Below are 25,066 nucleotides of genomic sequence, written 5' to 3' on the forward strand. Positions count from 1 at the left end.
CTACTCCTCCTTAAACCGGTCCGGATCGATAGGGCTAAGCCCTTCAGGCCGCTGGCTCATCTTCCGCCATGGGAATCGGAGAATCGATTTAAACAAGCCGCTCCAGCTGAAAACAGGCCCCATACCAGACATATAAGGCAATCCAAAGGAACGAAGACTGCCCATATATCCGACAAGCAGGACAATACCCAGGAGCAGGCCATACATCCCGAGAACAGAGGCGATGAAGAAGAGCAGCAAACGGATAATGCCCACGGATTGGCTCAAAGACTGATTGACGAGCGTCACGCCGGATACGGCCGTCAAGGCTCCGACGACAACGACGCTTGGCGAGATCAGGCCCGCCCGAATCGCCGCATCGCCGATGACCAAGCCGCCGATGACCGTCAAGGTCTGACCGATCGAGCTGGGCAGGCGCAGGCCGGCTTCCCGGAAGATTTCCAGCAGGATGAGCAGGATAAACAGCTCGAGCTGACCGGAGAACGGAAGGCCTAGTCGGGATGTGGCAATGGTCGCCATTAATCGGAAGGGCAGCTGGTCCGGATGATAGGATGACAATGCCACCCATGCGCCCGGCATCAGGACCGTGATTACAAAGCTTAACAACCGAATTAAGCGGGCGAACGACACATATTCGTAACTAAAATGCAAATCCTCGGGCGATTTCATCAAGAGCGAGAAGCTCCCCGGGCCGATCAAGACCAGCGGGTTGCCGTCGACGATAATGACAAAACGTCCGGCTAGCAAGCTCGCTACAACCTTATCCGGTCTCCCTGTGAAATCGAGCAGCGGAAATAAGGAATATTTGGAGTCGACGATCATATCCTGGAGCTGGTTAATGCTGTACAGACCATCGATATCGATTCCGTTTAACCGTTTGCGCACCTCTTTAACGATATCTGGATTGAGGATATCCTGGAAATATAACAAGGCCACCTTTGTCCTCGTTCGTCTTCCCAGCACGAAGGTTTCGTTGCATAAGGATTGGCTTCGGATCCGTTTGCGTACGAGCCCCACATTCGTCAGAATATCCTCAACGAAGCCATCTTTGGGGCCTTTGATCGTAATCTCCGTGCTGGATTCCTCGGGCGAACGTTCCGGCCGGTTGCAGATGCTCAATCTGAATATAGCGTTATCGGATGCCGGAAACACAAGAAGCAGATCTCCCTGAAAGATCCATTCCGAAAGCTTATTTACAGAAACTTCCTCTTGGGTCGGAATTAGCGGCAGTGTGCCATGAACGGGTCGTTCATGCAGCGTGGAAAAGCCCTGCGAGCAGTACAAGCGCTCCAGCTCCGGAAGAACGGATCTGCTGATCATGGAAGAGTCCGTCACGCCTTCTCCGTAAAGCAAGACAACCTCCGATGAGGCTTCCTCACTCAGCTGAAGTCGTCTGACCGTGACGTCCGAAGCATGAATGAACAGCTTCTTAAGCTTCTCGAACGTCCATTTCTCCGATCGTTGGGGATTTTGATTTATACCGCTCATGTAGGCTCCTCCTTCGGTTTTTTGGTTAGTAGCGAGATGGCAATGCAAACCGCGGATACAGAGAAAGCCGATATCAGGGATAGCGGAAAATAATAATGAAGCATCCATTGGTAGAATGCATCCTGTTCGATGGGATACATGGATATGACAATGTAACTGACAGTCGTGCCGAGGATGAACCAATCACGCGCCCTCTTTGATCGGAAGGGCAGAAGCTCCGCCAGAATATACTGAGCGAAGCTGACGCGGATCACGGCGCCCGCCATCCATTGGAAGACAGACAAGAAATCGACATGCTCAAGATCGTTGCCCAATTTCACGAGCCGCCACTGCTCATAGGGGGACTCAAACTGCTTGGCGGCTTCTTTATAACCGAATTCGGTTATAGCTCCAATTACAGGCCCGATTGTGATGTAGACTAGAATGGCGCCTAATAATATAATCTGCCACACCTTGGGCTTTGACTTTATCCGGTGCTGGATCGTAAGCAGCATGATGAGCTCGACGAATCCCCCTCCCGCATAGAGCATGCCGTGAACGGCCGGCTGCCATCCATGTTCCAGTATAGGTTTTAACAAAGTAAAATCCTTGTTCGGCGTATTGGAGAAAGAGACAAAGTAACCGAGAATGATAACAAAAGGAAGCAGTATTCCGGCACTATAAGATATTACGCTAAGACCTGATCTGGCAAAATAGAAGCAGACCAATGCCAATGTGAGGACTAATATGTATTTAGGCGTTTCAGGCAGATAGTAGGTTAAGGTCCAGGTTTCCGTATGAATGATCGTCGTACCCCCGATGGAGTATACTTGAATGAGTATAGGGAGGATCAGGATCCAGGATACGAACGGCGTCGTCCGGCGTGCCAGCCAGGGCTGAAGCTTCTGCTTATCCGATTTCCTCATAAAGACGACGAGAAGCGCGCAATAGGGAACATAGCATACCCCAGCCAATAGAACGGCGATCCATGCATCTCTGCCGGAGGCATCCAATAGCATGGGATTGAGAATAACATGATTCGTAAGTCCGATCGCTAGCATCAAAATCAGGCAAGCTTGAAAAAAACTGATTTTTGAACCTGTCATCATTGCAATGATCACCCAAATCGTTATAATGTCATGTAATATTGTTCCAAACAAAATAGGTAATATACACGTTACTTGGATGTTATTGCGGTTGACTTTCCAATAATGGGGCGACGTTATTTGATGTGCCACCTTAATCGTAGACTAAGCGGATACGTATCCTCATATATAGTTTAAGGAAAGGATGTGCAGCTATGAGAATCTTTATCGCTCACGATACGGATACTCTGCGAACGGTCGCTCGACAATGCAATGTCGAACTAGAGTCGTTGATTTCACTTAATCCGTATATCGATCATCCCGATTCGAATATTGCGGGCATGTCAATAAAGCTGCCCGACTTGGCAGCGGCAGCCGATAACAGAACGAACGTCCCCTCATGTCCGCCTGCCTCCCTTGATTTCAACGAGCAATGGATTCCTCTAACAACGCTCGAGGAGATGGAGCGGACGGATTACGATGTCCTCATCGTGGGTTCCGGGGCAGGAGGAGGCGCCGTCCTCTGGAGATTGGCCGAACAGTTAGGGACAACCGGCACAAGGATCGCTGTCCTTGAAAGAGGGGGACTGCTGCTGCCGACACATGCGCAGAACATCGCAACGATGGATATAGAACGTGTAGAGAAATATTTTCACACCGTCTCTAAATCGCCACCCGGTTATCATTCTTCCCAGACTTTTGCCCTTGGGGGCAGAACCTTGTTCTGGACAGTGGCCTGCCCTCGAATGCCTGTTTCCGAAATTGCAGGATGGCCTGTCACCCTTAAAGAAATGGATTTCTACTACAACCTGGCGGAGAAGGCCATGAACGTCACACAGAACTTTACGAAAAGCGCCTCCATTACGCAGATTCTTCTGCGTCGGCTTCAGATGAACGGTTTTTCCGATGCCATAGATGAACCTCAAGCCATGAACCTGGAACCGGCGTCGCAATATGGCGTGATCAACTCCAACGCATTCTTCAGCTCCATTGTTTTCTTCGCTCAAGCCTTGAATCGCCCTTTCGATTTAGCCGTTAACGCGCGCGTCGTTCAGGTTCTCACGGAGAAAGGAAGAGCCGTGGGCGTCAAGGTGATGTCTCCTGACAAGAAATCCTATTTTATTAAAGCAAAGAACGTTGTGCTGGCGGCAAGCACGTTTGGAACGCCGCAAATCTTGCTTAATTCAGAGATAGAAGGAAGGGCGATCGGCCATTATCTAATCAATCATTCCAGAGTCATGGGAACGGCCATCTTGAACCGCAGCGAGTTCCCGGAAGTGTTGGGGCCGCTTCGTATATTGGTCCCGGGCAACGATCGTCCTTATCAAATACAGATTTTGGGTCCGGGGCCATACTACTGGGTTCAATATAAAGTGCAACCGTTGCAAGAGAAGTGGGAGATCCTTCTTGCCGCTTCCGGCAAAGTCGAAGCGAAATATGATAACAAAGTTAGCCTTGACCCTGTCAAGCGGGATGCGTATGGATTGCCGGAGCTGCAAGTCGATTTTTCCTTCAGCGAGCTTGACAAAGCCGTCATTCAAATTATGGGAGAAGGGATGCAGCAGGCCGCCTCGGCGATGAACACCCCTTTGATTTCAAGAGACGGCCAGCCTCCCCTCTGCTTGGTCGAACCAGGTTTGGAGAATCATGATATGGGAACCTGCCGCATGGGTGAGGACCCCTTTACTTCGGCAACCAATCAATACGGTCAAATTCATGGCATACAAGGACTCTATGTCGCCGACAATAGCGTCATTCCCACCAGCGGTACCGCGAATCCTACCCTTACCTGTGTCGCACTGGCCATTCGCACGGCAGATTATATTGTCCAGCAGCTGAAATAAGGTACATCATTTGGCTTCACATTGGAGGCACATTCCATGAAACTCGGTGTGTTTATCAGTTCCGTGTTTAGCGAGCTGTCCTTTGAGCAGATGCTTGATTTCGTCCAGTCCGTCGGAATGGAAGCTCTGGAGCTTGGAACCGGCAATTATGCCGGCAATGCTTTTGTCAAGCTGGATGAGCTTCTTGCAGACGAATATAAGCGGAAAGCTTTCCTTCATGCCATTGAATCGCGAGGACTTTTTATAGCTGCTTTCAGTGTGCAAGGAAACCCTTTGCATCCTGACAGGACCATTGCCAAAGAACATCACGAGACGTTCATCAAAACCATTCAATTGGCAAACAAAATGGGAGTGCCGATCGTCAATAACTTCTCCGGTCAGCCGGGAACGCCATATCCCGGAATATTTCCGAACTTTGTCACCGTGTCCTGGCCGCCGGAATATCCTCAACTCAATGAATGGCAATGGAATCATGTCGTGATCCCTTATTGGAAAGAAGCAGGAAGGTATGCTGCCCTTCATCAGGTGAAAATCGGAATCGAACTTCATCCCGGCTTTGCGGTCCACTCCCCCGCAACGCTGCTGAGACTGCGCCATGCGGTCGGCGATGTGATCGGTGCAAGTTTCGATGCCAGCCATCTGTGGACACAGGGTATCAACCCCGTTGAAGCAGTGAAAATTCTTGGCTATGCAGGGGCGCTTTATTTTGTATCGACCAAGGATATGGAGTTTAACGAATTCAACATGAATATGTACGGAATTAACGATATTCAACCGTCGGATTCGATTCGAACTCGCGCATGGATCTATCGGACGGTAGGCTACGGACATGATATCAAAATTTGGGCCGATTTGATCAGCGCATTGCAAATGACAGGCTACAGCTACGTATTCAGTATCGAGCAGAATGATCCGCTGATGGATATGCTCGAAGGCGTTACGAAGGCGGCTAACCTAATGAAGGAGTGGTTGATTCGAGTTCCATACCGGCCAAAGAGGCCGTGAGAAAACAATAGTCCTGTTCCAGCGGAATAATAATCCGGGGAAAGGAGACGACCGGACCCTCTAGTTCGCCTTCTTCTTGAACATTGTAACCGCTGTGACCAGGAGCAATGGAAGGACGGCGACGACGAAGATGAATAACGGCCAGACCACAAGGACGGCTTCGACAAACTCCGCTTCATTCTTATACATCGTAAGCGAGAGGAGCAGAGCGGCCAGCGTTATCGGAAAAACAAAGCTCTTCGCATCCTTGACGGCCAATACATGCGACAACATCTTGTTAAGAATAAACAGCATGATGGTCGTTTTCATATAAGAGCCGACGATCAAAGTCATGCCGATCACGGATTCGATCCGCTCGATGAACTCTTGCACATTAATTAGACGAGCAAGCTGAAAGAGGGAATATTTCAGCTCTCCGGCGCGGGGGCCCAAAGCCATAACCGAACATATGATCGAGACGAATAAAAGGAAACCGACTGTCAGAAGAGCGGCAAACATGAATTTATTCAACGAGCGGCCGTTTTCCTTGGAAACAAGCGGAAGAAGCATGGAAAACAGAACAAGCTCGGCGTATGGGAATCCAAAAACGATATACGCGCCATGGATAACCGATTTGTACCCGCCCGACAGCAAGGGAACCAGATAGTCCACTTGATAATAAGGCAGCACAAGCGATAACACCAGCAATACGGAGGCGATCATAACGAAGAGCAGCAAAACGAACATTCTGGCCATCACTTCAATTCCCGCCCTTGCCGTCAGGGCAGAAGTCAAAAAAATGAGGGAATGCGTCATATATACGGGAGTGCTCCTCATCAACGTGCTTTTAAAAAAACCTCCGATATCGATGACGATATAGGAAAGGTCGACTAAAACAAGAATCAACAACGGAATGAAAATGAAAACGGATAACCACTTTCCAATCGCTTGGCGGGTGTAATCAACAAAAGTCAATCCGGGATAACGTCTGTTTAAATAGAGAACGCAAGACAGAAGAAGCATCGCGAGCCCGTTTGCGATCAGGACCGACAACCAGGCCCCGTTCTTCGCGGCCCCCGTCAAAGGGGCAGGTATATTCACGATGGCCGAACCTGCCATAAAAGAGAGAAACAGCGCCGCCATTTGTCCTGAACTGACCGTCTCCGTTTTCTTCATTAACATTCACCTCTGCAAATCAATCAGAAGGGTTACGACGGGAGCTTGACCGATTCCACGATGCTTCTCGCCGGGCCGGCAAAGAAGGCATTAAGTAGATCATCGAGGTTTGGCAAGCTCCAATCCGTTACATAGATCACGCTCAGATAACCGGCTGCGATTACGATCATGCTGTAAGCGATCCGCTCCAGGAGCCCGAATTCCTTCCATTTCGGACCGTCAGCGACAATGATCGAAACATATAAAACAACTAAAAACAACAATTTTACAAGCACATAATCGCCCCCTGTTCGAGGTTTGACTCATTCGACATATGGCTTTCCGATATCCATTCCCGTGGATGTCACATTCACCTTGACATCGACTTTGAAAGGAATGCGGGCGAAACGCTCTTCCCAATCCGGTTTCCAGCGCTTCCACAGTTCCGGATTTTTTGTGTAAACCAGATCTCCGATTCCGATCGCGTCCAGCTTTTTTTTCTGCAGAAGCTTAATGGTTTTCCGCAGCTTGCGCTCCACGCTCTGTTCGACATGATCGACGTAACGCTTGTACCCGGCCTTGTCCTTCAGAGAATGGCAGACGAGTTCGCCGACAATTCCGTCGATTTTGACCGACACGTGAACATCGACGGAGTCTCCCTTGATTTTAGGCGTTATTTTTGTCTTTAAGGAATCGGCTTCCAGCGTTTCATATTTCTTCGGATCCGGACAGTCGGTTTCGATAACTCCGTTATCATATTTGCCTGTCAGGACAATCAAAGATTCCGTATCCTCCTTTTTCAGCAGTCCGGCCATTCTCCCTTTTTTGATTAGCGCGGTTCCGGCTACGGGCACGGAGTTGGGATTATTTCTTTTGTCGCGAGTAATGTACGGCAGCCTCGCAATGCCTGTTTCGCTCTTCATCTGCAAAGACAAATCCATTAAATTGGTTTCAACCGCCTTTGCGGAATAACGGTGAGCGAGCCGGGTGATTTCCCGCAGCTCCTGCGCTTCGGTTTTCTCGATATACGGATCGACTTCCAAATAATTACCGGCTTTGTCCTTGCCAATCAGGATATCGATGGTAGCTCTCGGTTCATGGTCGCGTGAAAAAAAATCGAGGATCTCGCCTATGTTACGCTTCTTAGCCAACTCTTCCCCGATTAACAAGACCCGCATGTGGCTCCATTGCGCCTTTCGTCCCATATGAAGCGTAAAGTCGCGAATCGCTTCAAAAACGGACTCATTGGTCACGTGTATATTAATGTAATTTTTCATCCCCTGCGCTCCGCCCGGCGTCCCGCCACCGCCACCGCCGCTCGGTTTATAAGTATGGATGGTCAAGTCGATTTTTCCTTCCTCGGTTTCGTCGATTGCAACCGCTTGAACAAACGCATACTCGTCCAGTTCCATTTTATCCCAGCATCCCGACAAAAGCAGACAGCACGCAAACAATATAACCGCAGTTATGGTCTTCATCATCGTTCATCCTTCCTTCTCCGTTATTGAAGACGATTAGCGTGAATGCCGGCTGCGCGGCGAACGGAACAACGTTTTCAATGGAGCGCGAACGAACACATCGAGCAATTGCCGCAAGTGAAGGGGAGCGAGCGGCGAAAAATAAGGCTGGCCTAATGAACGCAAGCTCGTCAAATGCAGCAGAATCAAAAGGTATCCGATCATCAGACCGAATCCTCCCAGCGATGCGGCAAGAATCATTAACGGAAAACGCAGGATCCGCAGCGCAATGGCGATATTGTACTGCGGGATGCCAAAGGAAGCGATCCCGGTCAGCGCCACCACGACAACCATGGCAGGGGAGGCGATCCCTGCATTGATCGCCGCTTCGCCGATAACCAGCGCCCCCACGATGCTCACCGCGGAGCCGATCGGCCGCGGCAGGCGAATCCCGGCTTCGCGGAGCAATTCAAAGAAAAATTCCATAATCAACGCTTCCACGAAGCCGGGGAACGGAATCCCTTCGCGAGTGTTCAGTATCGCTAGCAGAAGAACCGTCGGAATCAGCTCGGGATGAAAAGTGGTCAAGGCAATATAGATGCTCGGCAGCGTAAGCGAGATCAGGAAAGCGGCGATCCTTAACAGACGAATCATGGAAGAATAAATCGTTCTCTCGTAATAATCTTCACTGGATTGCAGGAATTCTGGAAATAAACCGGGACAAATCATTATGGACGGACTGCCGGATACCATAACGATAATCTTGCCATCCAACAAAGCGGCGACTGCCGTATCCGGACGTTCCGTGAAACGAAACTGCGGAAACGGAGAATACGTCCAATCCTCCAGAAGCTCCTCGATATAAGAAGATTCCAATATCTCCATATCCTTGGCCTTGACGATCCGTTGTTTAAATTCGGCCAACGTTTCCGGGTTCACGGCGCCTTTCAAATACCCGTACGCGATTTCGTTATTCGTTTTGCCTCCCGCTCGGAAGAAATCCATTTTAAAGTCGGCGTTCATTAGCCGCGCACGAATCATGCCGACACTTTTTTTCAGATTTTCGACCGTGCTTTCATGAGGTCCATTAACGACCGGCTCCGTGATCGGTTCCGTCACTTGTCTCGACTCAACGGATATCGCGTTGAAGCTGAGTGCTTTATTCCATTTATCAAAAAATATGACAACATGCCCGCTCATGACGTTTTGTTCTGCATCGCGGATTTGTTCGAGAACCTTCGCGGTATGAGCGGAAACGCCCTGACGTCCAAAGAAGGAGATAATATGGTCGGGCGTAATCTCCAATGTTGACCCAAGTTCATGCGCCACAAGATCCTGCAGAGCCGATTTTAAGAAATTCACCTTCTGGTCCTGCACAAGCGTTTCGCAATGAACAACCAGTGCGGAATGCACGAGATCGGGTCCATAATGATACGGATGAAACACGACATCCTTGCAATCCGCGAAAATCGTTTCCATTCGCTGCTTGTTGGCCGACAGGTCGGGAGAGACCAGTTCCTTCTTATGCGATTGCGGGTTATTGCTAATCGGATTCATCGTCTCTTCCTCTCTCTCTCGCACGCTGCGGTTACTCCGCTTTTTTAAGTATCATTTTTCCGATTGGCTCAAACACGATCTGAAGGGGGATGGTAGGACTCGGGATTTTTATTCCCGCAATCAAGAGACATCCAATAATCGCTGCCAGTCCCATCAAGCCGAAGTATACGATGGTTTCCCTCTTCCGTCTTCGTTTGAAGAGGGATTTCATTTGAATAGAAGACAAAGTGATGATTACAAGCATGAACCCTGCAATTCCCCACATAACCGATCGCCTCCATGACCTGTATGAGTGGCCGAACCGATAACGATCTAGACCTTTCCTTTGACGCGCATGGAATCGACAACCAATAGAGCCAATGGGATCAGAAAGTAGGTGATCCAGACCGTAATTGAAAGGGTATGGATGCTGAACTCCTGCATTTGCTCATAACCGGAAAATGACCAATAAACCTGCAGCACGGAAAGCACGCTGAGCGGAATGACGATGTCCCGATAGTCTTTCAAGCCGAACAGCCGGCTCACGCTATGGCAGAAGGCGTACAGAAATATGCTATTTTTAAGAAAATAGCCCGACAACCATACGAACGATATAATGATATCGATTCGCTCGAAAAAATCGCCGATGTTGATCATGCGGACAACGTTGTAAACCGGGTATGTCATTTCGGAAGTAAAAGGCCCAATTACGGTAAGCGTGTGTGCGGTAATGACGACAAGCAGCAGTACGCTGAAACCGACCGAGTACAGGGAAATCGTCCGGCCTGCAGGCAACCGGCCCAAGAAAGGCAGGATAAATCCTAGCATCACAAAGCTCCCCTGCAAAATCCAAAAAGACGGCAACACCGTTCCTTGCAGAATCGGCAATATGTCATTTCCCAAGACGGGCTTTATCAGATCAGGCTTCATGTTCGGGATCGAGAAACATAAAACGAGAACGATAAACAGCAGATTGATCGGGACGATTAGTTCGGCGCATCGTCCTTGAATTTCGATTCCGGCCAGCACGGCAATGGCGCATACGCTCATGAAGATGCCGGCAATGGCAAGGCTTGGCGTCTGCGGAAGCGAGTACTGCTTAACGAAGGATGTTAGCGATTTGAGATTCGTGGCAACATTCAAAAACATGGAGTAGGATAAAAAGACCGCAAGAAGGAGTCCACCCCAGCTTCCAAGAATCCGGTATCCGATTTCCACGATAGACAATCCGGGATACCGATTTAACAGAGCGGTCATCAACATAACCATGAAGATCCCTGGCAGAATGGTAAGGGCCATGGATAACCAAGCGTCTTGTTTGGCAAACATGCTCGCGTGTCTGGGGGCGAACAGAATTTCCGAGGCGGTGACAACGACGATCATCAACAGGCCGAATTGCCATGCGCTGATTTTCTGCAGCGTCTTGTTCAACAATGAGAGCTACCCCCTTGCCGCTTATATGATTTTTTTAAATGCGACTTAATATGCTATCATTGGTTATTTTGCCTGAACCTTGCATGTTTATACTCGAGGGCTGCTTTGCTTCAAGAGCGGGAAAGCTGGTGTCGTTGTAGACGGAGACAGTAAGCGGGGTATGAGGGGGGAAATGCTGAAATCAACCATGTGATTGCGTCCGGGGGCAAGCTCACGATAGGATTCGCCTCCGGCGATTTCAGGTGCTTATTGTGCCGCGTCCGTGCCGTTATTATGGGGCAGGAAACCGGCTTCAGTAGCGGACAGACATGGGGAGACTCCGGCCCGAAATAAATAAACGCCCTCCCGAATTCCGGTTAGGAATCGAGAAGGCGAATGCAGTTGGATTTCATCATATAGATAGCGGATGGATATTGAACTTTAGAGCGAGGTTTGATACAATAAGAAATGGTAAATAGATAATTCTTTTAAAGCGAATTATCCCAAATTAATTATATCACAATGAATCGGAGCGTGTCAACAAGGGCATTCACCTTGTTTTTCGTTACTTACCGATTTCAAGCATGCATATTATAGTGAGAGGAACGTTGTCGAATGTCTGAAGCGACTCAAGAGTGGAAAAGTGAACAGCAGCGGGTCGATCAGGTTGTTCAGGAAATTGACAGCCGAACGGTTACACTGGAGCAGCAAACCTCCGAAGCCAGAAGCGAAATGGTTGAAATCCGTAAAAATTTCTGGGAAGACGTCACCGTCAACTTCGAGGATGCGGCAGAGATGGCCGAAACCGCCGCAAGCCTAAAGCAGCAGGCCGAGATGCTCTTCGACCGCGAGCACGCGCACCGTCAGAGCGACAAGCAGCTGCGGACGTTAAGAAAGCTCCGGCAGTCACCGTATTTCGGACGAATCGATTTTGCCCTGGAAGGGGAGTCCGCGGCCGATCCCATCTATCTGGGCATCGCTTCGCTGCGGGATAGCAGCGATACTGACTACCTCATTTATGATTGGCGTGCGCCCGTCTCCAGCCTGTATTACGACTATCCGCCGGGACCGGCGCAGTACGAAACCCCCATGGGAATAATCGGCGGCGAATTGAAGCTGAAGCGCCAATTCGTCATACGGGACGGCGTCATTACCAGCGTATTCGATACCGGTGTTACGATCGGCGACGAGATGCTTCAGGAAGTGCTCGGCAAGCATTCGGATGCGCAGATGAAGAGTATCGTTGCCACTATTCAGCGCGAGCAAAATTTAATTATCCGTAATGACCGCAGCCGGCTTCTCGTTGTTCAGGGAGCGGCCGGGAGCGGCAAAACCTCGGCAGCGCTTCAGCGGGTCGCTTATTTGCTGTACCGGCATAGAGGAACCCTGAGTGCCGACCAGATTGTCCTCTTCTCGCCAAATCCGATGTTCAATAGTTATGTATCGACCGTTCTGCCTGAGCTGGGCGAAGAGAATATGGAGCAGACGACCTTCCAGGACTATTTGCACTATCGGCTGAGCAAGTCGTTCCAATTGGAGAATCCGTACGAGCAGCTCGAATACGCTTTAGCCGCAACAGATGACTCTGGTTATGAGGCCCGGATGGAGAGCATCCGATACAAAGCATCCCGTACGTTCGTGGAATTAATGGAGCGTTATCTAGCCTCTTTGAAGGAAGGCGGGCTTATCTTCCGAAACTTGTCCTTCCGCGGGGAGCCCTTCATTCACGCGAGGGATATACACGATTATTTCTACTCGCTTGATCGTTCGATTCCGATTCCGAACCGTCTTCGGCTCGTCGCCGAGCGGTTAATGGAGAAGGTAAAGGAGCGTCAGATAGCCGCGCTTGACGAGAGCTGGGTTGAAGATGAAATCGAGCTGCTGGATAAGGAAACCTATCTGAACATTTATCAGCAGTTAAGACGAAAGAAACGCTTCCATAAAGAATCCTTCGATGATTTCGATGCGGAGAAGGCCATGTTGGCTGAGTATGTCGTACGTGATCGGTTCAAGCCGCTTCGCGAGCGCGTCAAGCGGCTGAACTTTATTAATCTGAAGGCTGTGTACCGTCAGCTGTTTGCCGATCCGGCGTTTGCCGCGGCCTATCTGGAGGATGAGGATACGCTGCCCGCAAGCTGGGATGCCATCTGTGCCCGTACGTTGGAAAGGTTAGACGATGGCGCAATGGCCTATGAGGACGCCACTCCGTTTCTGTATGCCGTCGAGCGCATCCGCGGATTCCAGACGAATGTGTCGGTGCGTCATATCCTTATTGATGAAGCGCAGGATTATACGGCTTTTCAATTTGCATATCTGAAACGACTGTTCCCGCGGGCCAAAGTGACTGCGCTTGGCGATATGAATCAATCCATCAATGCGCACGCTTCTCTCGGCGGGAGCGGATTCTCAGCCATTGAAGCACTGTTCGATCCGGAGGAGACGGAGAAAGTGACGCTGATGCGCAGCTATCGTTCAACGCGTCCGATCGTCGAATTTACATCTCTTCTGATTCCTGGCGGAGAGGCGATCGAGCCGTTTAACCGGAGCGGCGATAAGCCGACGCTCACAGCCGTTCATAATATCACGGAGCTGAACAGCCGCATTGCAGCACGGATTGAAGCGCTCCAAGCGGAAGGCTATCGAACGATTGCCGTGATCTGCAAGACAGCGGCCGAAAGCCGAACGGCATATGAAGCACTTCAGGAGAACATCGATATTCGGCTGATGGAGAGAGAGACGACCGATTTCGAACAGGGCGTTGTCGTCATTCCTTCTTACTTGGCCAAAGGCGTGGAGTTCGACGCCGTGATCGTATATGACGCTTCTGCTCGCTGTTACGGTAGAGAAAGCGAGCGAAAGCTGTTCTATACCGTTTGCACGCGCGCTATGCATGAGCTTCATCTGTATGGGGTTGGGGAGTGGAGCCCGTTTATGACGGACGAAGCCAAGCAGTGCTGCACGCTGGAAGAAGAGTAATCTAAATGTAGAAATGCACCGGAGCGCAAGAGGTCGAGGTGGATGAATAACAACCACTTTAGACACAGCGGCAGCAGCAGCAGCCGCTCGCGAGGTGCATTCTTCATATTTGCGGCGTATTAACGAACGGGTCTGATGCGAGCTGAAGAACGCATCGATTAAATGAGTAAAGAGGTGCTAGCTTACTTATGAAGCTATTGTTTATTTGCAGCCGGAATAAGTGGCGGAGCTTAACGGCCGAGCATCTGTTTCATGGCCTTAACGGGTATGACGTTCGGTCTGCCGGGACGGAAGCGCAGGCGAGGTATCAGAGACAATCGAAGTACCGGAATAGCAAGCTAAATACAGAGGGGCTCTGGAACGATAAAGGTAATCGATCAGAAAAGCTTGGGTCAAGCAGCGGCTGTATCTCCGGCTCCTGAATGTTTTTTTTAATAAAACAGCGGTAAATGTTTGCTTTATGAATTACGTTGTGTTATGATTCGGTTATAGCAAATCTTGACCTTGAATTCACATATTGAAAAAGGTGATCATTTGTGTAATGGTACCTTTCTCAATATGTGATTTTTTGTTTTAACTCAAAAAGTAACATGTTAATAAATTTGTGGAGGTTTTCTCAAATGGAAACAGGAACAGTTAAATGGTTTAACGCAGAAAAAGGATTTGGTTTCATCGAAGTTGAAGGCGGAAACGACGTATTCGTACACTTCTCCGCTATTCAAGGCGACGGCTTCAAGACGCTTGACGAAGGTCAACGCGTAGAATTCAACGTGGTACAAGGCAACCGCGGACCACAAGCTGAGAACGTTGTAAAACTGTAAGTATCAGCAGCAGAAACTGCCCTTAACATTTTGTTAAGGGCAGTTTTTTTATTATTTCAGCAGTGGGAAGAGGTTGTGATCAAGCGATCAGCCCTGCTATGTAAACCAGAGATCCTTAAACCGCACCCAGCCCAGCGATTCAAACGATATGCCGCGGATCGAAGGATGGAAGGCCGTCTTCAAATGCTTCCGGTATAGAAACAATAAGCTGTGCCTGTCCATCAGCAGCCTTTCGATCTTATACAGGATTTCCGTTCTGCGGCGGACATCCGGCTCCGATAAAAGCAGACGAATGCTGTGTTCTAGCGATTCACGCATATCCGAACGCCCATGCTGCTGCATGCTCTTGAAGAGATCGATCAGCCGCAGCTCGCGATGCTCATCGAGCATGATGGCAAAGAGCAGCAAATCCGCCGTCATGCGGTCCTGTCCCTTGAACTGCTCGGCGGGAATAAGATTGACCGATAGCGCGATGCCGGATGCAGCACAAACCTGTTGAATCAGCCTGGCATCGGCTTCATACTGAGGAATTGTCGCCAGAATAAGCGTTTCCCCCCGATACCCGGCCGCCTCCAATTTGCTTGCGGCCTCATTCGGGCTTCCCGGCGATCGATACCGCTCTGCGAGGTCGTCATATTGCGGCCAGAAGCTGCTGCCCTCCTCAATAACGTCGCCGGATAGCAAATCCACGAGGTGGTGACGGTCAATCGCGTAATCAATCGCTTCACGCACGGCAATATCGCGAAGAGGGCCGTCCTTCGACTCGTTAACGGTCATAAATTTGCATGTCATGCCCGATTGCCGGATCTGCTGCCACCCTCCGGCGCTTTGATCGGTCAAGCGCACATTATGCATCACCTGAAAGGGCGGTAGAGGACTTGCGGCTTCGCTTGCGCTTGCTTCGGGCAGCGACCATACTTCAACCCGGTCAAGAAATCCTCTGCCTTGAAAATAACGGTCGAAGGCTTCCAGAATCCACACCCCTTGCTGCTGATCCGCCAAGCGGAAAGGACCGGTACCGACAGGCGTTATGCCGAATTGCGCACCATCGGTTTCGCACGCATCCTGCGGAACGATGGCAGCCCGGTTGGTCGTCAAGAATGCAAGGAAGGTTTCGTCCGGCTCAGCCAAATGAATATGAATCGTCGTATCGTCAGGCGATTCGATCGATGTTATTCCCGCATAGACCCAGCTGTACAATCCCCGCGAAGCAAGCCTCTTCAGCCGTTCCAAGGAATACTTCACATCGGATGACCGCATCTCGCGGCCATGATGGAACATGACCCCTTTGCGCAAATAGAACGTCCACTTGGTCCGGGTAGGATCGATGTCCCAGGCGTGGGCGAGATGAGGCTGTATGGAAGCGCCCTTCGGATCCATACGAACCAATCCGTCGAACAGCTGATTCACGAGATGGGATTCTCCGGCATAATGAATGGCAGCCGGATCTAACGTGTGAATCGTCTGCTGCAGCGGAAATCGCAGTGTGTCGGTCCGCCGTTTGCCCTGGAGCTCCGAATGAAAACCGAACCTTCCCGAAAGCCATTCCTGAAATTGCTCCTTCAGCGAAGCAGCTTGCTCCATCGATTGGATGAGCGCCAGAGCGGCTTGCAAGTCCTGCTTGGCGACCAGCTCCTGCGCTTCCAAGAGCGCAATGTGATCCCGGCGGGCCAAGAAGAGCAGGGTGGAACGGTTGCCGCGTCCCTTTCTTGGCGTCCAGCTGATCCACCCTTCCTGCTGCATTCGTTTCAACAGCAGCACCATGTTGCGGGGGGTGCAGTCCACCGGCATCGCGAGCTCCTCTACGGTTACCTCAAGCGGCGTTTCTTCCTGAACGTGAGGGAAGGAATGCCGCAGCGTCAAATAATGGCGCCGGAGTTTCATAGCCAATATCCTCCTGTATAAAAACATGAAATTTCATGGATCGAATTTGCACTTTTTCTTCTTGTTTTCTAGGTTACAATAAAAAGGAGCCGTTAACAAATAAGACGTTGATATTATTTTGGGAGTGAAGCGACTTGAGAGATCCGGCGCCTTGGCAAAAGAGGTATGAAAGGATGTGGATACTCGCTCTCCTATTAGGGCTGGCAGGCCAATACTTATTCGTTGGAAATGCCGCTGGAATATCGGTCGTTATATTCGTGCTCGGGTTCTATGGACTGTTCTTCTATGCGGTACAAGGAAGAATGGGCGGGTTTGACAAGTGGGAGGGACAGTCAGTCTCAGGCTGGCTTCTCTTGATTCCGATCGGCCTGCTTGCGATGACGTATGCTTTGTACGCCAACCGGTTCTTCCATCTGTTGAATGGCATGGCGATTACGATTATGATCGCTGCGCAGACGATCATGCTCACACGCAGCAGCGCGCACCCCTGGTACAAGGCCGAATTTTTCCCGGATCTGATCCACCGATGCATAGTAAAGCCATTCAGCCATCTATCCGTACCGTTCGGGATTGTAAGCAATCTGGTGCTTCCCAGCGGTTCCGCCGGTCCGGCAAGCGGGAACCTGCGCAAAGTCGCGCTCGGCTTCGTGCTCGCGGCGCCGATTCTCGTCGTGGTGATTTCGCTGCTGGCCTCTGCGGACCAGATATTTCTATCCTGGCTGACCGAAATACCGGGCTTGTTCCAAGGACTTTCTGTCGGCGAAGGGTTCATTCGCATCATTACCGGGGGCGGAATTGCACTTTATTCGTTCTGCTACATATGGGGATTGCTGTTTCCTAGGCGGACGAATACGGCCAATGGCGCAGCAGCTGCGAACGGCGCGAGCCTCTTCGATGGCGGTGAAGCGGAGCGGAAGCCGCAGACGCAGATGGATCCTATTACGGCGTGCACATTGTTAATCAGCGTTAATGTTGTCTATTTCCTCTTTGCGCTTATTCAATTCTCGTACTTATTCGGCGCAGCGAACGGATTGCTGCCTGACGGAGCAGCTTATGCGGAATATGCGAGAAGAGGATTTACGGAGCTGGCGCTGGTCGCTCTGATCAACCTGTTGCTGCTGTTGAGCGGGCTGCACTTCGTACGTCGTGAAGGCGTATGGATGGAGCGGATCCGTAAAGTCTCGCTCAGCTTGCTCGTTGGGTGTACGGTCGTTATGCTGGTCTCTGCGTATAGCCGCCTTTCCTTGTACGAGGATGCTTATGGCTATACGCAAACCAGGCTGCTCGTTCATGGATTTATGCTGGTTGTCGGCATCTTGACGGTAACGGCATTCATTCGAATCTGGCAGGAGAGGCTATCGTTATCGAAAGCCTATATCTGCTGTGCGATCATCGCCTATCTGATCATGAATTATGTCAACTTGGATGCACGGATAGCTGCCAATAATATTGCGCGGTATGAGCGAACAGGTATGATCGACATGGCCTACTTAGGTACGCTATCAGCTGATGCTGCGCCCGCTCTGCTCAAGCTGCAGGCTGAGCATCCCGAAATGGAATCCATAAGCGTGGCGATCGATCAGATTAAGGAGCGGTCCCGATTGAACGATAAGTGGCCCGCCTGGAATCTATCCAAGCAGCGGTTAAAATGAAGCAGTCGGCTTCATAGCAATTGTCAGCATGAAAACAGGCGGTGCAGGAATAATCTCCTGCACCGCCATTCATTATTCTACCTTATGAAAGCAATTCCAGCTCAATGACCGTATTCTTCTTGTCCGGCAGCGGATAGGTCAGGTGCTCGGGACGGGCGAAGCTGACAAAGGCATCCTCCTCGAATAGTGCCGCGCTCCAAGGCCGGTTCAGGAACAGCTCCGATCCGTCGGCGAGCAGGCGCGCCTTCTTGACCTTCCCGGCAAGCCCGACCAGGTTGACCGGTCCGATGCTTTCCTCAAAGACGTGCGCATAGAGAAGATTACCCCTTTGCGTGTAGCGTCCCCATTCCGGTTTGGGAAAATCGGCTTTGCCGCAGCCGTAGATGCTTGCCCCGTTCTGCTTTATCCATTGGCCGACTTCTGCCAGGATGTCGAGCGATTCTTGCGGAATTTCTCCTTTGGCTGTCGGACCGACGTTGAGCAGCATGTTTCCGTTCTTGCTGACGCATTCAACCAATTTGCGAATGACCGTCGTCGGCGTCTTATAGGAACGGTCGGCGGCCGCATAGCCCCAGTTATTGTTCAGCGTAATGCAAGCTTCCCATGGAACAGGGTTGCCGTTCTCGTCGGTTACGCCTTCAGGAGGAATGATTTGCTCCGGCGAAGCGAAGTCACCGGCATAGACGGAAGGATTGCTCGTATACAGGCTGCCGCCCTGCTCGCCGCTTCCTTCCAGACGGTTATCGATCAGAATATGCGGTTGAAGGGAGCGAATCATGGTCATCAGCTCGGTTGCTTTCCATGTCTCGCTGGCCATATTGTCATATGAGAAATCGAACCACATGATGTCCAGCTTCCCGTAATTGGTCAACAGCTCGCGAACCTGGCCGTGCATATAGTCGAGGTAACGGTGGAACGTCTCGGGATCCCGCTTATAGGCTTCATTATTCCTCATCGGATGATGCCGGTCCCCGTATGCGGGGTAATCCTCATGATGCCAATCGATAATGGAATAGTAGAGGCCCACTTTAATGCCCTCTGCACGGAATGCTTCCAGAAATTCGGCAACGAGATCGCGGCCTGCTTTCGTATTGGTCGCTTTATAATCGGTCAGCTTGCTGTCGAACAGACAGAAGCCGTCGTGATGCTTGGCCGTCAATACGGCATATTGCATGCCGGCATCCTTGGCCGCTTTCGCCCAAGCCTTGGGATCGTAACGGTCCGGATCGAACTGATCGAAGTAAGGCTGATAATCTTCTACGGTTATTTTCTCAAAGCTGCGTACCCACTCGCCTCTGGCAGGTATGGCATAGAGCCCCCAGTGGATAAACATCCCGAAGCGGTCGTGCTGGAACCAGCGTGTGCGTTCGGTTCGTTCTTGTATGAGATCTCGTTGAACGTTTTCCATTAAATAACCTCCATATGAGTGGAATGCTTGTCTAACTGCAATAAAGTTTATCAATGATATGCTATAATAAACAGATCCACTCTTAACCTTGACGGGTATAAAATTAACTTTAGCAGGTGATGAACATTGAGCGCTAATTATGCCGACCGTACGAAACAGACAGCCATACATGATATCATTCGCAATATGCAGGTTCACGTGCTGAACGCCCAATATACCCAGTGCTGGCCGGAGTGGAGAGAGCTGGATTATACGCCGGCTTACAGCAAGCTCTATTATATTAAGGAAGGGGAGGGTTGGCTAAAAATAAACGGACAATCGTTCTGGCCGACGCCGGGGCAGCTCTTCCTGATGCCGGCCCATGTCGAGCAATCCTATTCCGCGATCAGCGACCGGCCCTTTCTTAAGTATTGGTGCCACTTCACCGCGACTGCGGGCGATCTGGATTTCTTCCAGTGGCTGGATGTTCCGTACCGCTACGACTCGCTGGATCCGGACATGATGACGGACTTGTTTCATGAGCTGTATCTGCTTCACCAAGAGGCATCCGTACCCGCACGACTGAAGGAGAAAGCGATTCTGCTCGATATATTATCGCAGCTGCTTACGGCATCGCCGCTTCAGATCCATCAGAGCCGGAAGCCGGAGATCGAGCGCCTGACGGTCATTCAGCAGTATATCGACGCCCATCTTCACGATGAGGTGACGCTGGAGGCCATGGCGGCGCATCTGCACCTGCATCCCAACTACTTCATCAAATATTTCAAGAAGCATTTTGGCGTATCCCCCCTCAAATATGTAATCCGCAAGAAGATGGAGAAGGCGAAGATTCTCCTCAAGACGACCTCGCTCAGCATCAAGGAGATCGGCGTCCGGACCGGCTTCGATGACGCAAATCATTTCTCCAAGACGTTCCGCCGGGAGATCGGCTACAGTCCGACCGAATACAGGACCAATTTGTAGCGCTTCTCCCGAAGCCATCTTAATATTGTACAAAAACTAAATAGGATCGTGCATGTTAGGAACAGGCATGAATGTTCTATGATCAGGTGTAGGAATAAACAAGAATCATTTTTGAATGCGCTTACATTAACCTTTTTTGAATTTGCTTGTTAAGGGATGATTCCGATGAATAGAACATGGCTGCGCAGAATGATCTGGTCTTATATTCCGATATTTTGCATCATCTTCTCCTTTGTTTTCTTTATGTTCTTCCAAACCCTCGTGGAGCAAAACAATGAGAATACGAAGGAATCGAGCAAAGTGTTTACACGTCAGCTGCTTCAATCGATCGACGTCTCCTTGAAGTCGGTCGACTATATGATTATCCGCGAGATTATGAATAATAAGCTGTTCAGCGATTTTTTTGGCGAGAAGGACAGCAGCAACGTATATCTAAACTATCAGGTGGTCAAGAAGCTCGAAGCGCTGAAGCAGGAGGTCCCGTTCATCTCTTCCTACTATCTCGTCCGCAACAGCGACCGGCTCGTGTTCAGCGGCAATGTCATTCGAAACCTGGACGATTTCGAGGATGCCCCGTTCATACGGGACATGCAGAGCAGCGATTCGAAGTCGCCATGGACGGACCTGAGGATGTATCGGGAGTTTTCCTTTCAGAAGCAAAAAGAAGTCGTCAGCCTCGTACACAAAGTTCCCCTCAGTCAAGGTTCGGAAGGACTCTTCGTCGTCAATATCAGCGTAGCATCCTTGCAGGACAATATAATGGATATGTACGATCCGCAAACCGCCTTCGTCAATCTGTATGACCGGAACGGTAATACGCTGTTTAAGCAGGACGGCCTGCCGGAGGAAAGCGAAGTCCTGGCTCACGTGTCATCGGAATATACGAACTGGACGGCGGAGAGCGGCGTCTATAACGGGAAGCTCGTGAACGTCGTCTCGAACTTTTCCGGCGTCTGGCTGCTGTTCGGCCTGCTTGTGTTTGCTGCGGGCGTCGTATCGATCATTTATGTAACGCGCAAAAATTATAAACCGCTGGAGGAGCTTGTCGTTCGCATTAACGACAATCTGTTTCAGGATAAGCATACGTTAGGAAGGGTGGCTGTTAACGAGTTTGCGTTTATTGAATCTGCCATAAACAATTTTGCCGAACAATCGAAAGCATTCAAGAGAGAATCGGAGCTGGCTGCGCTTGAACGGAGAAGAACGTTCTTCACGCAATTAATCAATGGCGAGAGCAGCTCATCTGAATTAACATTTCCTCCTCACAGCCTCATCCAAGTATTGATTATCGAAATCGACCAAGCGGAGCAATCCTTCAATCGTTATCAAACGCGGGATCAAGCTTTATTCAAGTTTGTGCTCAGCAGCGTAACCCATGAGATGATGTCCCGTCCCGAGGTTCACATCTGGCTGGAATGGACCGCTTCGCTGCAGCTGACAGGCATCGTATTCCTGGAAGATCCCGCAGCCCGCTTGGACGAGGTATGTGAAGGGATTGTCTCCTGGTTGAATAAGAACCTGGCGTTCACGGCAACGATCGGAATCGGGGAGTCCACCGATTCGCGGCACGGTATATCCGAATCCTACAAGGAAGCGCTCGAATCCCTGAAATTCAAAGCCGTTATGGGCAATAACCGGATCATTCGGCTGCAGGAAGCCCGCAGCGTCTCGGATAAGGAGTCCAGCAAGCATCTGAAAGCAATCCACAATCTCGTGCAATCCTTCCGATGCAGCAATGATCTGGATTGGCGTGCGGATTATCTTCAATGGTTTGACGGTATACGCAAGTGCTGCTTGTCCAAGAGCGAGATCGTCGAGCAAGGACGTTATTTCATGGCACATATGGATCTTCATATGTCTCAGATCTCCAAAGATTATTATGAAATTTGGACGGCCTCCGCACTTCCGCAGGCAAGGCAGTCTATCGGGGAGTTCGATACGTTGGATGAACTGCAGCAAGCGCTCCTGGGCATATTGGAGAACTATTCCGAACGTATGGCCGTGCTTCGCGAAGAGAGGCAATATCACAGCTCCATGAAGAAGGTACGCGAATATATTGAACGCCACTATGCGAACCCGGAGCTGTCGCTCGATTATTTGAGCGATCAATTCTCCATTAACGCCAAATATTTAAGCCAGCTGTTCAAGGATGAATTCGGCGAAAATTTTCTGGATTTCCTTGCAGAGGTGCGCATTCGGCATGCGAAGCGATGGCTGCTGGAGCAATCAAGCTCCATACAGGATATCGGCGAACGTGTCGGGTATGTCAATGCCGCAACCTTCAGAAGAGTGTTTCGCCGGGTTGAGGGCGTCTCGCCGATGGATTACCGCAAGCTTCATACAAGGGAGCAAACGGGCTAGGCGTTCGCTGCCAGGGACCGCGTGAGGCGGTTCTTCTTGAACAAGAAAGGGGGAATGACTATTGAAGGCAAGATGGATGAGAGGAATGATTCTGCTTGCTGCGGCGCTTGTCGTTACCGCTTGTTCCCAGCTCTTCGCAAATCCCGTGTTGAAGGATCGGGAGAAAGGGACGATCGAAGCGAACGTCGTACGTCCGGCTGGCGAATTCCCGATTGCGGACAAACGGATCAAGCTTCCCGTTTATGCCGTGCCTCCGGTGGAGGTCGAGGATATTCATACGAATAGGTTTACGAAATACATCGAAGACCGGCTTAATATTCAGTTCGAATTTATGACCGCAACGCCCGCAGCCAAGAAAGAACGCAAGCAAATGCTGTTTGCAAGCGGAGAATATCCTGCGGTTATCATGAGCGGGGATTTTACGCCCGACGAGCAGATTAAATACGGGATGTCCGGTACTCTGCGGCCTCTCGACGATTTAATCGACCGGTACGGATTGAACATCAAGCGGATTTTAAGCGAAAATCCAAAACTGCGGCAGGCGATTACCGCCCCGGACAATCACATCTATTCGCTGCCGGACATTAATGAATGCTTCCATTGCTGGTATTCGCAGAAGCTGTGGGTCAATACCGAATGGCTGGAGCGGCTTCAGCTCCCTATGCCCCGAACGACAGAGGACTTTTATCAGATGCTTAAAGCGTTCAAGACGCAGGATCCGAACGGGAACGGTCTTCAGGATGAGGTTCCGCTCTCGGGCGCGACAGACTCCTGGCATACCAAGATCACCGGATTTCTCATGAGCGCCTTTATCTACAATACGGACGAGAATTATTTCTATGTCGAGAATGGCGAAGTGGGGATGGCAGCCGCACAGCCGGAATGGAAGGAAGGACTGGCGTACATTCATCGGCTTTATCGAGAAGGCCTGATCGATCCCTCTTCATTCACCCAGACCTTGGACGGCATGATCCAGTTAGCCAGTAATGAAGATGCGAATATACTGGGCAGCGTATCGGCGGGTCATATACGCATGGCGTTCAGCGGGCTCGATAACGAGCGGCATAAACAATATGACACGATTGCACCGTTGATCGGTCCGGACGGGTATCAGGCCGCCGGTTATTTCAACCGGGTGGGAAACGGGCAGTTTGCCATAACGGACAAAGCGACGGAGACCGAAGCGGCCGCCGCCATCCGGCTTGCGGATTTTCTGTATTCGGAGGAAGCGGCCATACGCAACGAGTTCGGACCTGAGAATATTTGGTGGCAGAAGGGGAAGCAGGGGGATGTCGACGAGCATGGCAGACAGGCCAAATACAAGCTCAACCCTGAATACTGGGATCATCTGACGCAAAACGATGGCTGGAGCCAGATGGGAATTCTCTATCGCAACCGGGACTTGCGCGAATCATGGGCTGTGCCGAAGGATGCTTATTCCAAGGATGGATATGAGCATCGTCTCTATTTAGAGACCGTTGAGAACTATATGGGCAAAGAACCGGCTGAAATTTTTCCGGAGAATGTCTATGTCGATCCGAAGGATGTACATGAAGCGGCGCGACTTCGCGTACAAATGAACGATTATATCGAATCCAATATGATCCAGTTTATTACCGGAGCGAAGCAGATCGATCGGGAATGGGGTTCCTATATCGAAGGGTTTCAACGATTGAAGCTGGACCGTTACTTGCAAATTTACCAGAATGCCTATGATAATTACACCCAAACGAACCAAGCTTCGCCGTAAGCCAATATCGGTTGATATGAATAAGGGGTTGTCCGTCGTCATGAAGTTGACTGATGGACAACCCTTTTTTTAATTTGGCTGCTTTGCTTACGTTCGCAGGAGGTTTGGTTTGCGGTCGAAGCGGGTTGACGGAATATTGTGCGCTCACGGAAAATTGCGCGCCAGGCGGTTTTTCTGGAAAAGTAAGCGGTTACGGAATATTGTCTCCTGGTTGAATACTGATCGTTGACCCTCCTCCCCGTATTCCTTTATCGTTATCAGCAATCCGTCAGTGATCACCGAATATTGGAAAGGAAGTGAGTTTTCGCGC

Annotated in this window: 19 protein-coding genes; 9 read left to right on the forward strand and 10 right to left on the reverse strand. The window is 50.4% G+C overall.

Features of this window, described 5'->3' with window-relative positions; translation table 11 throughout:
* Together L1F29_RS12730 and L1F29_RS12735 are read right to left on the reverse strand one after the other, a co-directional pair.
* Nucleotides 1–1,488, reverse strand: a complete 1,488-nt coding sequence (locus L1F29_RS12730; protein WP_258388673.1) for a spore germination protein — start codon at nucleotides 1,486–1,488, stop codon at nucleotides 1–3.
* The gene (locus L1F29_RS12735) at nucleotides 1,485–2,576 is read right to left on the reverse strand and encodes a GerAB/ArcD/ProY family transporter (RefSeq protein WP_258388674.1); all 1,092 of its coding nucleotides are present in this window, start codon (nucleotides 2,574–2,576) and stop codon (nucleotides 1,485–1,487) included. The genes L1F29_RS12730 and L1F29_RS12735 overlap by 4 nt, the downstream gene beginning before the upstream one ends.
* A 191-nt stretch (nucleotides 2,577–2,767) precedes the next feature.
* Here L1F29_RS12735 and L1F29_RS12740 point away from each other — a divergent pair, with 191 nt between their 5' ends.
* Together L1F29_RS12740 and L1F29_RS12745 are read left to right on the forward strand one after the other, a co-directional pair.
* Nucleotides 2,768–4,396 (forward strand): GMC oxidoreductase, encoded by a 1,629-nt coding sequence (locus L1F29_RS12740; RefSeq protein WP_258388675.1) that lies wholly within the window; start codon nucleotides 2,768–2,770, stop codon nucleotides 4,394–4,396.
* A 36-nt stretch (nucleotides 4,397–4,432) separates the two neighbouring features.
* Nucleotides 4,433–5,401, forward strand: a complete 969-nt coding sequence (locus L1F29_RS12745; protein WP_258388676.1) for a sugar phosphate isomerase/epimerase family protein — start codon at nucleotides 4,433–4,435, stop codon at nucleotides 5,399–5,401.
* Between the two features lie 60 nt (nucleotides 5,402–5,461).
* Here the strand turns inward: L1F29_RS12745 and L1F29_RS12750 are convergent, their stop codons facing one another.
* From L1F29_RS12750 to L1F29_RS12775, 6 genes are read right to left on the reverse strand one after another with little or no spacing between them, the layout of a single operon-like run.
* Complete coding sequence (locus tag L1F29_RS12750; protein ID WP_258388677.1) at nucleotides 5,462–6,556, reverse strand: GerAB/ArcD/ProY family transporter; 1,095 nt, start codon at nucleotides 6,554–6,556, stop codon at nucleotides 5,462–5,464.
* A 32-nt stretch (nucleotides 6,557–6,588) separates the two neighbouring features.
* Nucleotides 6,589–6,831, reverse strand: a complete 243-nt coding sequence (locus L1F29_RS12755; RefSeq protein ID WP_258388678.1) for a hypothetical protein — start codon at nucleotides 6,829–6,831, stop codon at nucleotides 6,589–6,591.
* Between the two features lie 27 nt (nucleotides 6,832–6,858).
* On the reverse strand, nucleotides 6,859–8,016 hold the full coding sequence (locus L1F29_RS12760; protein ID WP_258388679.1) for a Ger(x)C family spore germination protein: 1,158 nt from the start codon (nucleotides 8,014–8,016) through the stop codon (nucleotides 6,859–6,861).
* A 33-nt stretch (nucleotides 8,017–8,049) separates the two neighbouring features.
* Entirely contained in the window at nucleotides 8,050–9,549 is a 1,500-nt protein-coding gene (locus L1F29_RS12765) for a spore germination protein (RefSeq protein ID WP_258389680.1), read from the reverse strand.
* A gap of 31 nt (nucleotides 9,550–9,580) precedes the next feature.
* Nucleotides 9,581–9,814: a hypothetical protein gene (locus tag L1F29_RS12770; protein WP_258388680.1), complete on the reverse strand. Its 234-nt coding sequence runs from the start codon at nucleotides 9,812–9,814 to the stop codon at nucleotides 9,581–9,583.
* Nucleotides 9,815–9,861: 47 nt separating this feature from the next.
* Nucleotides 9,862–10,962 (reverse strand): GerAB/ArcD/ProY family transporter, encoded by a 1,101-nt coding sequence (locus L1F29_RS12775; RefSeq protein WP_258388681.1) that lies wholly within the window; start codon nucleotides 10,960–10,962, stop codon nucleotides 9,862–9,864.
* A 594-nt stretch (nucleotides 10,963–11,556) separates the two neighbouring features.
* On the opposite strand from L1F29_RS12775, the gene helD reads away from it, so the two are divergent.
* From helD to L1F29_RS12790, 3 genes are all read left to right on the forward strand, one after another.
* On the forward strand, nucleotides 11,557–13,917 hold the full coding sequence (gene helD / locus L1F29_RS12780) for an RNA polymerase recycling motor HelD (protein WP_258388682.1): 2,361 nt from the start codon (nucleotides 11,557–11,559) through the stop codon (nucleotides 13,915–13,917).
* 188 nt (nucleotides 13,918–14,105) lie between these two features.
* A complete protein-coding gene (locus L1F29_RS34650) occupies nucleotides 14,106–14,339 on the forward strand; it encodes an arsenate reductase/protein-tyrosine-phosphatase family protein (RefSeq protein ID WP_507765318.1) in 234 nt (77 codons plus the stop codon).
* Nucleotides 14,340–14,537: 198 nt separating this feature from the next.
* On the forward strand, nucleotides 14,538–14,738 hold the full coding sequence (locus tag L1F29_RS12790) for a cold-shock protein (RefSeq protein WP_204816066.1): 201 nt from the start codon (nucleotides 14,538–14,540) through the stop codon (nucleotides 14,736–14,738).
* Nucleotides 14,739–14,834: 96 nt separating this feature from the next.
* On the opposite strand, the gene L1F29_RS12795 is transcribed toward L1F29_RS12790, so the two are convergent.
* Nucleotides 14,835–16,622: an ABC transporter substrate-binding protein gene (locus L1F29_RS12795; protein WP_258388683.1), complete on the reverse strand. Its 1,788-nt coding sequence runs from the start codon at nucleotides 16,620–16,622 to the stop codon at nucleotides 14,835–14,837.
* 173 nt (nucleotides 16,623–16,795) lie between these two features.
* On the opposite strand from L1F29_RS12795, the gene L1F29_RS12800 reads away from it, so the two are divergent.
* On the forward strand, nucleotides 16,796–18,274 hold the full coding sequence (locus L1F29_RS12800; protein WP_258388684.1) for a DUF4153 domain-containing protein: 1,479 nt from the start codon (nucleotides 16,796–16,798) through the stop codon (nucleotides 18,272–18,274).
* 82 nt (nucleotides 18,275–18,356) lie between these two features.
* On the opposite strand, the gene L1F29_RS12805 is transcribed toward L1F29_RS12800, so the two are convergent.
* Nucleotides 18,357–19,682, reverse strand: coding sequence for an alpha-L-fucosidase (locus L1F29_RS12805; RefSeq protein WP_258388685.1), 1,326 nt, complete (start codon nucleotides 19,680–19,682; stop codon nucleotides 18,357–18,359).
* A gap of 126 nt (nucleotides 19,683–19,808) precedes the next feature.
* On the opposite strand from L1F29_RS12805, the gene L1F29_RS12810 reads away from it, so the two are divergent.
* The 3 genes from L1F29_RS12810 to L1F29_RS12820 all read left to right on the forward strand — a co-directional run bounded on the left by L1F29_RS12810 (nucleotide 19,809) and on the right by L1F29_RS12820 (nucleotide 24,756).
* The gene (locus L1F29_RS12810) at nucleotides 19,809–20,645 is read left to right on the forward strand and encodes an AraC family transcriptional regulator (RefSeq protein ID WP_258388686.1); all 837 of its coding nucleotides are present in this window, start codon (nucleotides 19,809–19,811) and stop codon (nucleotides 20,643–20,645) included.
* A 165-nt stretch (nucleotides 20,646–20,810) separates the two neighbouring features.
* Nucleotides 20,811–23,006, forward strand: coding sequence for a helix-turn-helix domain-containing protein (locus tag L1F29_RS12815; protein ID WP_258388687.1), 2,196 nt, complete (start codon nucleotides 20,811–20,813; stop codon nucleotides 23,004–23,006).
* Between the two features lie 61 nt (nucleotides 23,007–23,067).
* Complete coding sequence (locus L1F29_RS12820; protein ID WP_258388688.1) at nucleotides 23,068–24,756, forward strand: type 2 periplasmic-binding domain-containing protein; 1,689 nt, start codon at nucleotides 23,068–23,070, stop codon at nucleotides 24,754–24,756.
* The last annotated feature ends 310 nt before the right edge of the window (nucleotides 24,757–25,066 follow it).

The sequence above is a fragment of the Paenibacillus spongiae genome, assembly GCF_024734895.1.
GTDB lineage: Bacteria > Bacillota > Bacilli > Paenibacillales > Paenibacillaceae > Paenibacillus_Z > Paenibacillus_Z spongiae.